The organism is uncultured Shimia sp. (assembly GCF_913054185.1).
Lineage (GTDB): Bacteria > Pseudomonadota > Alphaproteobacteria > Rhodobacterales > Rhodobacteraceae > Shimia.
The window spans coordinates 1-12,478 of sequence record NZ_CAJXIV010000111.1 but is presented as its reverse complement, the minus strand read 5'-3'; the positions used below and the strand labels follow the sequence as shown (position 1 = coordinate 12,478).

The following is a 12,478-nucleotide window of genomic DNA, read 5'->3' as shown; positions in this document are numbered from 1 at the left end:
GCCTTTGGCCCCATCAACGGTGTGATCCACGCCGCCGGGGTGATCGACGATGGGCCGCTGCTGGCGAAAACCTCGGCGGGCATCGACGACGTACTGGCGCCCAAACTGCATGGCACGCAGGTGCTCGAGCACCTCTTCCCGGATGGCAGTCTTGATTGGCTGGTGCTGTTTGCGTCCTCCTCCACCGCCACCGCACCTGCGGGGCAAATCGACTATGTCGCCGCCAACGCCTATTTGAACGCCTACGCCCAATCGCGTCAGGGTGACAAAACCCGCGTGCGCGCGATCAACTGGGGTCTTTGGGCCGAGGTGGGCATGGCCGCCGAAGCGGTCGCGGCACGGCAAGGCCATGTGGTCGATGTGCCGACCGAGGCAATTGACAATCCACTGCTGCACGGAGCCGGTTTTGACGCGCAGGGCAACCGGGTTTTCACTGCCGCCCTCTCGGCCAAAGACTGGATTTTGGACGAACACCGCACGCTGGATGGCGATGCAGTTATGCCCGGCACCGGATATATTGCGCTCGCCTATGAGGCGCTGAACGCACAGGGCGAAACCGCGCCCTTTGCGATACATGACCTGCTGTTTCTGCGCCCGATGCGCGTGAATGACAGCGGCACAGAGATGCGGCTGCGCCTGATCCGCTCGGATGAAGGCTACCGGTTTGAGGTGCAAACGGCGGTGAGCTTTGACGGCCGCCCCGGCTGGCAAACCCACGCCGAAGCCCGACTGGCGCCGGTGCGCATCGGTGCGCCGGCGGCGCTGGATCTGGATGCGCTCAAAGCGGACTGTCCGGTGCAGCAAAACGGCTTTGGTGCCGCATTGAGTGCACCACAAGAGGCGCACATGCGCTTTGGACCACGGTGGAAAGTGCTGCGCGAAACCGCGCTTGGGGCGCAACAGGGCCTCGCACGGCTGAGTCTGGATGCGCAGTTTGATGGCGATGGGCTGCAACTGCACCCCGGCTTATTGGACATCGCCACCGGCTGGGCCATGGATCTGATCCCTGGCTATGCGCAGGGGCATTTGTGGGTGCCTGTTGGCTATGACCGGCTGCTGCGCCACGGGGCACTGCCTGCTGAAGTGATGAGCCATGTGACTTTGGTGGACGGCAACAGCGATACTGGATCGGCGAGGTTTGACGTGGTGCTATCGGACGCCAATGGCGCGGTCAGCATTGAGGTCAAAGGCCTGTCGTTGCGGCAGGTGGAAACCGCTGCAGGCTTTGCCAAGGCGCAGCCGTTGAACAAATCCGAAGTGACCTTTGACGAAGATGCGCAGGCGCAAGCGCCGCTTTCGGCAGCCGAAGAGCGGCTGGCGCACAACCTCTCGCAAGGCATTCCGCCGGAGAAAGGCGCCGACCTGTTTGAAGCCGCGTTGCGCGGGAGCCGGTCGCAGGTGGTGATGTCTTCGCTTGATCTGGCAGCTTTGATTGCGCAGGCCGAGGCGGGCGCGGAAGAGGACAATAGGCCAAGTCAAAGCTTTGAACGGCCGGAGCTGGAAACCGATTATGTCGCGCCGGAAACCGATATTCAGCGCACCCTGGCGGGCTTCTGGCAGGATTTGTTGGGCGTGGAGCAGGTTGGCATCCGCGACAGTTTCTTTGACCTTGGCGGCCACAGCCTGATTGCGGTGCGCCTGTTTGCCATGGTCAAAAAGGCCTGGGCGATTGAGTTCCCGATTTCGGTGCTGTTTGAGGCGCCCACCATTGAAACCTGCGCCGCGATGATTGCGGAACGGGTGGGTGATAGCGCATTGGGCGGCGGCGCGGCGGAGGGTGACACACCTGCCGAGGCGGAGGCACGGCCACAAAGCCGCTTCACCCACTTGGTTCCGATGCATCAGGGCGAAGGCGGGCACCGCACGCCGTTTTTCTTGGTGGCGGGCATGTTTGGCAACGTGTTGAACCTGCGCCATCTGGCGCATCTGATCGGCGCGGATCGGCCGTTTTACGGCCTGCAAGCCCGCGGCTTGTTTGGCGATGCGGCCCCGCATGATGACCTTGTGGAGACGGCGACCGACTACATTGCGGAGATGAAACAGGTGCAGCCGGAAGGGCCGTATCTGCTCGGCGGCTTCTCTGGCGGCGGCATCACCGCTTATGAGATTGCGCGTCAGTTGGAGGCTCAGGGCGACGAGGTTGCGCTTGTGGCGATGCTCGACACGCCGCTGCCAGTGCGCCGACCGCTCTCCCGTCAGGACCGCCTGCGCATCCAGATGCAGGAACTGAAGTCCAAAGGCGCGGCCTATCCGCTGATCTGGGTCAAAAACCGCATTGCCTGGGAAATCGAGAAACGTCGCCCGACGGAGGAAACCGAGGGGGAGGCACAGGGGCAGCAGTTCCATGATGCGGAGATCGAGGCGGCTTTCCTGCGGGCCGTGGCGCAGTATCCGATGCACGCTTGGGGCGGCAATCTGGTGCTGTTCCGTCCACCGCTGGTGGGCAAATGGGACATGGGCGACGGGCGTCTGGTGGACGGTGACCGCGCCTATGTGTTCCACGACAACGACTGGCAACAATGGGTGCCAGATGTGCAGGTGTTTGAGGTGCCAGGGGATCATGACAGCATGGTGCTGGAGCCCAACGTGCGGGTGCTGGCAACCCGCATGAAAAAGGTGATCGCGGCGGCGGAGAAAGACTTGCCCAAACGTGCGGCGCGGAGGGCGGCAGAATGAGCACTCCGTCCCTTTTGACCGTGATCCTGAACTGGCGCACACCGGCGATGACGCTGAAGGCGGCCGCGGCGGCGGCGCGGGAAATGACCGGGATCGACGGGCAGATTGTGATTGTCGACAACGACAGCGGTGATGGCTCGTTTGAGGCCATGGCAGCGGGCGTTGCTGTGGCGGACTGGGCCGCGGGCCGCGTGGAAGTGGTGCAATCGGGCCGCAATGGCGGCTTTGGCGCGGGCAACAATTTTGGCATCCGTCATGGCTTGGCGCAGCGCGACTTTGATTTTGTCTACATCCTGAATTCCGACGCCTTTCCGGACGCGGGCAGCATCACGGCGTTGCTGGAGCATATGGCGCAGGTGCCCACCTGTGGCTTTGCCGGCAGCTACATTCATGGCGACGACGGTGAGCCCCATCTGACGGCGTTCCGCTTCCATTCCATTGCTGGCGAGCTGGAAGGCGCGGCGCGGGTCGGCGTGATCAGCCGCGCCCTACACAAGCATATCGTGCCCTTGCCAATCCCGTCCGAGACCACGCGGGTGGATTGGCTGGCGGGCGCGTCCATGCTGATGCGGCGTGAAGTGCTGGAGCAGATTGGCCTTTTTGACGAGACCTTCTTTCTCTACTTTGAGGAAACCGACCTCTGCCTGCGCGCCCAACGGGCGGGGTGGCACACGGACTATGTGCGCTCGAGTTCTGTAACCCATATCGGGTCTGTCTCAACCGGCATGAAAACCTGGCAACGCATGCCGCAATACTGGTTTGACAGCCGCCTGCATTATTTCCGCAAGAACCATGGCAGCGCCTATGCCTTTGCCGCCACTCTGGCGCATGTCGGAGGCACCTGCCTGTGGAAACTGCGCCGTGTGATTGGCGGCAAACCCAAGCGGGACCCGGATCATTTCCTGCGGGACCTGGTCACCCATTACATCAAATCTCTCTTCCGCCGGACGATGCGCGAACCGTCCAAAATCCCCACTTTGACTGTTCGCAAGGAGGCCTCCTCATGAGCCTTGATAGTTTCACCAACGCCGCCCCGATGTCCGCCGTGATGATTGGCAACGAAAGCCTGCTGATCCAATGCGCCACGTTGTGGCTGGACACAGGCAACACGCTGACCGCTGTGGTCACGCGGGCGCCGGAGATTCGCAGCTGGGCCACCGAGGCTGGGCTGCGGATAATTTCGTCTGATAGTGACATCACGAGTGAATTGCTTGGCGAGCGGTTTGACTGGCTCTTGAGTGTGGCCAATCTGGACATGCTGTCTGACACGTTGCTGAAGCTGCCCACCAAAGGCGCGGTGAACTTCCATGACGGACCATTGCCGCGCTATGCAGGCCTCAACGCACCGGTCTGGGCGCGCATGGCGCAGGAGCCACGCCACGGCATCACCTGGCACAAGATGGAGATCGGCGCAGACACAGGCGAGATTGTCGCCCAACGCATGTTTGACATTGGCCAAGCTGATACCGCGCTGACGCTCAACACCAAATGTTATGCCGCCGCAATTGAGAGCTTTGCGGATGTGATGCGGGCTTTGGGCGAAGACCTCGCCAATGTGCGGGCGCAAGACATGAGCCAACGCAGCTACTTTGGCCGCGCCAAGCGCCCCGAGGCCGCAGGTCGGATCGATTTCCGCCGCGACGCGCAGGATGTGGTGGCGCTGGTGCGCGCGCTCGATCATGGCGATTATTTCAACCCACTGTTTGCGCCCAAGATGGTGGCCGCCGGGCGCGTTCTGTTGGTCAAAACTGCCGAAGTGGCCGAAAGCGCAGGCCGGGGTGAGCCGGGTGCCGTGTTGGCCGTGGATGAGGCCAGCGTGACCGTGGCCTGTGGCCGCGGGGCTGCTGTGTTGAGCGGTTTGACCGATGTGGCGGGTCAAGAAGAGACCGCCAGCCATGTGATCCGCGCGGGTGAGCGCCTGCCACTTCTGGACAAAGCCGCCAGCGACGCGCTGACAAAAACCATGACGCCCATTTCCAAAGCCGAGCCGTACTGGCGCGCGCGTTTGGGTGAATTTGTGCCAGCCACTCTGCCCCTCATCCGCGGTGCAGGCGATCTGGCCGACATGCGGCAGCTGCCGCTTTCTGTTTCCGAGACTCCCTCCAAGAGTATCCTGACCGCGGTGGCCATTTGGGCGCTGCGGTCAGGCCTTCCGGAGGTGTGTGATGTGGCCTATCGCGGTGCGGATCATCCGCAGGCCGCCGGGCTGATTTCCCCATGGGTGCCGCTGCGCGTGGGCGCCGAACTGTTGCATGACACCGTGGCCGAGGCCAATACCGCCATGGCAGAGCGCGTGGCACAGGCCGACGCCAAAGGCAGCTTTGCCAGTGACTTGATTGCCCGTGATCCGGCGTTGTCTGCGCCAACTATGCCCGACTTGGCGGTCACAACCGGTGGTTTGGCCGGTCCCATTGAGAGCGCGGCGATGACCGTTGCAATTGGTGCCACCGGCGCGGTGCTGCATTTTGATGCGGCGCGGGTATCCCCAGAACATGCCGCCCGTTTGGTGGCCCGTTTGGAGCTGATCTGCGCACAGTTTGGCACCGCCGCCAAAGTGGCTGATCTGGATGTCATGCCCGAAGGTGAACGCGCCGAGGTGTTGACCACCTGGAACGCCACCAAGGCCCCTTTTGACCCGGATTTCACCATGGCGGCGCAGTTTGAGGCGCAAGTTGCCAAAACGCCGGACGCCCCAGCGCTGGTGTTTGAGCATGAGGAGCTGAGCTACGCCGAGCTGAACGCCCGCGCCAACCGCGCTGCGCATGTTCTGCGAGACATGGGGGTTACCCGCGGCGCGTTGGTGGGGCTTTGTTTGCGCCGTTCGCCGGATCTGGTGGTCGCTGCGCTCGCCATCCTGAAGGCGGGCGGGGCTTATGTGCCGATGGACCCGGGCTATCCCGCCGACCGTTTGGCGCATTACATCAGCGACAGCGGCGCAGGTGTGATTGTGACCCAAGCCACACTGACCCGTGAACTGCCAGATCACAATGCGCAAGTGCTGGAAATGGACACCGATGCACGGCTCTCCACAGCATCAGCGGACAACCCCGAAGCCATCGTGCTGGGCGGCGACCTCGCCTATCTGATCTACACCTCCGGCTCCACCGGCACGCCCAAAGGTGTGATGGTCGAGCATGGCAATGTCGCCAACTTCTTTGCCGGCATGGATGCGCGCATCCCCTATGAGGCGGGCGACAGCTGGATGGCAGTCACGTCGCTGTCGTTTGATATCTCTGTGCTGGAACTGTTCTGGACGCTCTCGCGCGGCTTCAAGCTGGTGCTGTCTGGCGATGAAACCACCACACAGATTTCCGGCGGGCGCCTGCCGGCCACCGCGGGCGGCATGGATTTCTCGATCTATTACTGGGGCAATGACGATGGTCAGGGTTCCAAGAAATACGAACTGCTGCTGGAAGGCGCGAAGTTTGCCGACGCCCATGGGTTTTGCGCGGTCTGGACGCCGGAGCGGCATTTTCACGCCTTTGGCGGCCCCTACCCCAACCCGTCGGTGACCGGTGCAGCTGTCGCAGCTGTGACCAAACAGATTGGCGTGCGCGCTGGCTCTTGCGTGTCACCGCTGCATCACACCGCGCGGATTGCCGAGGAGTGGGCGGTGATCGACAACCTCACCAATGGGCGTGCGGGGCTGGCGATTGCCAGTGGCTGGCAGCCGGATGATTTTGTGCTGCGCCCGGAAAACACGCCACCACGCAACCGCGATGTGATGTTTGAGCAAATGGCCGACCTGCGCAAACTCTGGCGGGGCGAAGAGGTCGAATTTGCCAAGAAAGACGGCTCCATGCATCCCGTGGTGACGCAGCCGCGCCCGGTTTCCAAAGAGCTGCCCTTGTGGGTGACCACGGCTGGCAATCCGGAGACCTGGAAAGACGCGGGCCGCAATGGCTGTAACGTGCTGACCCACCTGCTGGGGCAGAGTGTGGAAGAGGTGGGCGCAAAAATTGCGCTCTACCACGATGCGTTGCGCGAAGCTGGACACAATCCAGATGACTTCACCGTCACTTTGATGTTGCACAGTTTCCTGGCCGAAGACCGGGAACAGGCACGCGAAATTGCCCGCGAGCCGATGAAAGACTACCTGCGCGCGGCCGCTGGTCTGATTAAAAGCTACGCCTGGGCCTTCCCAGCGTTCAAAAAGCCAGAAGGGGTGAACAACGCCTTTGAGCTGGACCTTGGCATTCTGAGCGAAGACGAGCTGGAGGAAATCCTCGATTTTGCCTTCCTGCGCTATTTTGAGGACAGCGGCTTGTTTGGCACCGTCGAGGACGCCTTGGATCGTGTGGAGCAGGTCAAACGCATTGGCGTGACGGAGATTGCCTGTCTGATCGACTATGGCATCGACAGTGCGACCGTGTTGGAAGGGCTTAAGCCGCTGGCCGAGGTGCTGAAACGCGCCAATGAGGGTGGAGAGCTGGACCCGGAGGACGTGTCGATTGCGGCCCAGATGATCCGCCATGAGGTCAGCCATCTGCAGTGTACCCCGTCGATGGCGCGCTTGCTTGCGGACAACGAAGAGGCGCGGTTTGCTCTGGGTGGCGTGCAGCAGATGATGGTGGGCGGCGAGGCGCTGTCTGGCAGCTTGGTCGCGGATTTGAACGCGGCGAGCTCTGCCAACGTGCAGAACATGTATGGCCCAACGGAGACCACAATCTGGTCAACCACATCGATGGCCGATGCCAGCGAGGGCGTGGCCAATATCGGCGATCCGATTGCCAACACGCAGGTTTACGTGGTCGACGAGGCAGGCGCGCCGGTACCTGTGGGCGTGGCTGGTGAGCTGCTGATCGGTGGCGCGGGCGTGACCCGTGGCTACTGGCGGCGCGAAGAGCTGACGGCGGAGCGGTTTGTGGCCAACCCGTTTGGACACGGGTGTCTGTATCGCACCGGCGATCTTGTGCGCTGGCGCGCCGATGGCACGCTCGACTTCCTGGGGCGGGTCGATCATCAGGTGAAGCTGCGCGGCTATCGCATTGAGCTGGGTGAAATTGAAACCCGGCTGGAAGAGGTGCCCGGCGTGGCGCAGGCCGTGGTCATGGCGCGCGAGGATACCGAAGGTGACGTGCGGCTGGTGGCCTATCTTCGCGGCGACGTCCCGGCAGAAGCAGATGTTCGGGCGCAGCTGCGAGAGCACCTGCCAAGCTTCATGCGGCCGCAGCATTATGTGACGCTTACCGAATTCCCGTTGACGCCCAACAAAAAGGTCGACCGCAAAGCACTTCCGCGGCCCGAAGAGACCCGCAAAATCACCACACCAAAAGTCGAAGCTGCAGCTCCTACCGCGCCGATAGCTGCGGGCGGTGACATTGCCAAACTGGTGGCGGATGTCTGGGCTGAGGTGCTGGGCGTGCGCGAAGTGGTTGCGACTGACAACTTCTTTGATCTGGGCGGCCACAGCTTGCTTGCTGTACAGGCCCACCGCGAAATCCGCGCCCGCGCCGGGGCGGCCAAGCTGTCGATCACCGATGTGTTCCGCTTCCCAACGCTCAACGCATTGGCGGGCCGCGTGCAGGACTTGACCGGCACGCCAAAGCCTGCCGACGCGCCGGAAGCAAAAGACAGCGAAGAGGTGGCGGAACAGGCGCAAAGCCGATCTGAGACGATGAGCAAACGCCGTGCGATGCGCGCGCGCCGGAGGACTCGCACGTGACCCTGTCGCCTAACCAGCATCTTGTGGCTCTAAAATCTCTGGCGGAGCGCATAGCCCCGCCAGGCACCGCCATTGCCGTAACGGACCCAACACGCGGCATGGCAGTGGTTTGGCCACAGGAAGCGCCCGCCATTGCGCATGCTGTACCAAAGCGGCGGCGCGAGTTTGCCGCCGGTCGTCAAGCCGCGCGTATGGCCATGCTCGCCTTGGGGCAACCGGAGCAGGCTGTGCCCACACGACCCGACCGAGCACCGCAGTGGCCGAGCAATCTGGCCGGATCGATAAGCCATGACGCCACAAGCTGTGTGGCCATTGTTGGCGCTGACACGCAATTTCGCGCCCTTGGTGTCGATGTAGAGCCGGATGCGCCGTTGCATGACGATCTGACCGCTGAAATCTGCCTACCCCAGGAACAGGCCTGGCTACTGGACATCCCGCCCCCCCGTCGGGCCTTGTTGGCGCGGCGATTGTTTTGCGCCAAAGAGGCGGTCTACAAAGCGCAATACCCGCTGACCCAAACGCTGTTTGGCTTTGACGCCATTCATGTCACGCTCAATGTGCACGGCACCGGCTTTAGCGCGCGGTTCATGCAAACCGTGGGAGAAGTGCCCGAGGGCACCGTATTGTCCGGGCAATGTGGCACAGGGGGCGGACATGTTCTGGCCATGGTCACATTGGGCGCGCAAGCCGGCATGGAGAACGCACATTTTCCGGTTTGCGCCACGGGATAACCACATTCGATTGTCATAAATTGTCTTCAAGAGCGCGAATCCGAGTCGCGCCAGAACGAATTTGAGGACGGGCATGGACAAGTTCCAATCATTTGGCGAGGTGCTGAGCATGCTGCGCAGGAGGTTTTTCCTGTGCGCAAGCATCATTGTCATCGGCGGGTTGATCTCGCTGGCCTACGTGCTGGGTTTGCCGCGCGAATATGAAACCTACGCCACCATTCAGATCGAGCAGCCCTCGATCAAAACCGGCGCGACCTCGCCCGGCGCGTTAAACGCCGACATGCTGCAAAAGCTGCAGATTGTGGAGCAGCGCGTGATGGCGCGGGACAACCTGCTGACCATCATCGATAAGTTTGGGCTTTATGCCGACGCGCCACTCAGCGAATTGCAGAAAGTGGAATTGCTGCGCAAAGCGGCGCGTGTGATGCATATCACCAACCCGGATTTCCGCTGGCGGCAGGACATCAGCCCGTCTGCGCTTTTGGTCTCTGTACGCATGACGGATCCTGTGCTGGCGGCGAATGTCGCCAATGAGCTGGTGACCAATGTGCTGGAGCAAGAACAGGAGCGCCGCACCGAGCAAGTGACGGAGACCCTGTCGTTCTTTGACAGTGAAGAGCGCCGCATTGGCGCCGCAATCACCAATCTGGAACAGCAGATTGCGGACTACAAACAGGAAAACGCGGTATTGTTGCCAGGTGGCGTGGAAGCCCTGCGCACGCGGTTGACCGATTTGCAGCAAATCGAACTTGAGGTGCAGCGCCAGCTTTTGGAGAACGTGGGCATTTCAAGCGGCGGCAATTCGGTGCGCGCCCAACGTCTGCGGCGCCTGCAAGAAGAGGGTGAGCTCTACCTGATCGAGATCGCCGAAATTGAAACCGCACTCAAAGACACACCGCGTATTGAACAGCAATACAACCGACTGGTGCGACAGCTCACCAAGCTGGAAGAACAGTATCAGGCCATCACCGCTGGCAAAGCCGAAGCGGAAATGCAGCAGATGTTGGAAGCCAGTCAGCATTCCGACAGCTTCACGGTGCTTGAGAAAGCCTTGCCGCCCGATTGGCCCATTGCACCGTCCCGCAAACGCATCCTCGCCATGGGTGGGTTGCTCAGTGTGTTGGTGGCGCTGAGCCTGGTGTTTATGCTGGAGATGCGCAGCCCGGTGATCTGGACCCGTGGCCAACTGGAGCGCCAGCTGCGTCTGCGGGCTGTGGCCGCGATCCCTGTTTTGGAAACTCCCCGTCAACGCCGACGGCGCAAACTTGCGCGATTGGCCAAGGTCTTTGGTCTGTTGGCATTGTCTGGCGGATTGGCGGCCATGATCCTGAAATTGGGCAAATAGCGACCACAATTGTGCCGTATTTCAACCTCCGCGAGCGGCTTTCCGCCGAATCGTCTCCACAAAATTGCGCCCTGACTTTGCGTCAATTTTTCGAATCGAGAAACAATCAAAAATAGAAGGCGTTTACCGTTTCCAATTGCGCCCCACTTAATGGCGGGCTTGCCACAAATTTTAACCATAATTGAAAAAAATATCAAAATCAGAATATATCAAATCGTTTGTTTTCAACCACTTAAGCCAAACTATCCGAAAGTTAAGGTGGATTTCTGTAAATTTGTGACTAATGTGACTCCTGGGTGGGCGCTTCTGATGAAGGAGCATCAAAAACAACGACGTCACAAGGACCTATGTGATCAGCCCCTGCTGCCGGGGTGCTTTTTCCGACTGGGTACGTGAAACACACGTTCGGGCCATGACTGGTCCGGCGACGGGATGTTGCGGTTTAAATTGATGCCCCTCCGGTTGGGTTACGGGGATGACACCGATGGCGATTTTTTCGCGGGAAGATTTTGATCAGGCCTTTGAGGTCACGCCGGCACGCTACAGCGTGTACCGCAGCGTCTTCAAACGGGCGTTTGACATCTTGTTTGTTCTGACCATCGCAGTTCCGGTGACCTTGGTTGTGCTGTTGCTCGCCCTGTTCATTTCATTTGATGGCGCGTCGCCGTTTTACCGTCAGGAGCGTGTTGGCAAAAACGGCAAGCGTTTCAGCATGCTGAAACTGCGTTCCATGGTGCCCAATGCCGACCGCAAACTGGAAGCCTATCTGCAGGCTAACCCAGCTGCGCGCCTGGAATGGACCGAAAAGCAAAAACTGGCGCATGACCCCCGTATCACGCCGATTGGCCGCCTTATTCGCAAGACCTCTCTGGACGAGCTGCCACAGTTCCTGAACGTGCTGATGGGTGACATGTCCGTGGTTGGTCCGCGCCCAATGATGCCTGAGCAAACTGCGTTGTATCCGGGTACAGCTTATTACCGTATGCGCCCCGGCATCACCGGTTTCTGGCAGATTTCTGAGCGCAACGAATGTTCATTTGCTGAGCGCGCCATTCACGACAGCCACTATGACCGCGCGCTGAGCCTGCGCACGGACGTCTCCGTTGTCTGGCGTACAGTGGCTGTGGTTATGGCGGGCACCGGCGTGTGAACGCCACACCCTGACAGTTTGAGACACGCGCGCTATAGTCATGGCGCGCGTTTTGCGTTTGTGTGGCCCCAACCACACCGCTCACAAAGGAAGACCTGACGCCAATGCCCAACCTGCTCGCCACGTTGATGCTGATGCTTTGGCCTGTGGTCATTTGGCGGCTGTTTGTCAGCCTCTCCCCAGGCCGCGCATTGATCTGGTCATTGCTTGGGGCCTATCTGCTCCTGCCGCCGCCCCCTGCGGAGTTTGATTTCCCTCTGATGCCGGCCCTCGACAAAGGCAGCCTGCCCAATCTGGCAATCCTAATTGTGGTGTTTTTTGTCCTGCCACAGCGGCCAAAGTTATTGCCCGACAACATCGTGGCCCGCTGGCTACTGGGCCTGCTGATCCTCAGCCCCGTGGCCACGGTATTCACAAATGGCGAGCCGCTGATTTTCACCGAAGGTTTTGTGCGTGGCCTCTACTTTCAAGACGCCATTGCGCAGCCAATCAACCAGTTCATTGGCATCATTGGCTTCCTGATGGCGCGCGCCTTGCTGCGCACCCGCGAAGACCAACGGGATCTGCTGCTGGCCTTGGTGATTGCAGGTTTGGCTTATTCCCTGCCGATCCTGATCGAAGTGCGGCTCAGCCCACAGCTCAACAATTGGGTCTATGGCTATTACCAGCACCTGTTCAGCCAGACCATTCGCGGCAGTGGCTACCGCCCCATGGTGTTTTTGTACCATGGCATCTGGTTGGCCTATTTTGTGCTGACGGCCTTGCTGGCGACCATCACGCTTTGGAAAGCTGACACCAGCCGCACGCGGGCGAAATACCTGATTGCTGCCTTCTATTTGGCGGCGGTTCTGGTGCTCTGCAAAACCTTGGCCACGCTGATCTACGCGGGGGCGGCTGGCCTGTTGATTGTG

At 60.8% G+C, this 12,478-nt stretch carries 6 protein-coding genes and 1 pseudogene; all 7 read left to right on the top strand.

Annotated features, from left to right (window positions below):
• A partial coding sequence (locus QZ517_RS17740; protein ID WP_294229567.1) for a KR domain-containing protein occupies window positions 1–2,676 on the top strand: 2,676 nt, incomplete at its 5' end.
• On the top strand, window positions 2,673–3,683 hold the full coding sequence (locus QZ517_RS17735; RefSeq protein ID WP_294229565.1) for a glycosyltransferase family 2 protein: 1,011 nt from the start codon (window positions 2,673–2,675) through the stop codon (window positions 3,681–3,683). The genes QZ517_RS17740 and QZ517_RS17735, both read left to right, overlap by 4 nt.
• Window positions 3,680–8,341 carry a MupA/Atu3671 family FMN-dependent luciferase-like monooxygenase gene (locus QZ517_RS17730; RefSeq protein ID WP_294229562.1) on the top strand — a complete coding sequence of 1,554 codons (4,662 nt, stop codon included), beginning with the start codon at window positions 3,680–3,682 and terminating at the stop codon, window positions 8,339–8,341. The genes QZ517_RS17735 and QZ517_RS17730 overlap by 4 nt, the downstream gene beginning before the upstream one ends.
• Window positions 8,338–9,072 carry a 4'-phosphopantetheinyl transferase superfamily protein gene (locus QZ517_RS17725; RefSeq protein WP_294229559.1) on the top strand — a complete coding sequence of 245 codons (735 nt, stop codon included), beginning with the start codon at window positions 8,338–8,340 and terminating at the stop codon, window positions 9,070–9,072. Before QZ517_RS17730 ends, QZ517_RS17725 begins: the two co-directional genes overlap by 4 nt.
• A gap of 73 nt (window positions 9,073–9,145) precedes the next feature.
• Complete coding sequence (locus QZ517_RS17720; protein WP_294229557.1) at window positions 9,146–10,417, top strand: Wzz/FepE/Etk N-terminal domain-containing protein; 1,272 nt, start codon at window positions 9,146–9,148, stop codon at window positions 10,415–10,417.
• A gap of 484 nt (window positions 10,418–10,901) precedes the next feature.
• Complete coding sequence (locus QZ517_RS17715) at window positions 10,902–11,567, top strand: sugar transferase (RefSeq protein WP_294229554.1); 666 nt, start codon at window positions 10,902–10,904, stop codon at window positions 11,565–11,567.
• 104 nt (window positions 11,568–11,671) lie between these two features.
• Window positions 11,672–12,478: pseudogene (locus QZ517_RS17710) on the top strand (hypothetical protein); the annotation flags it as partial.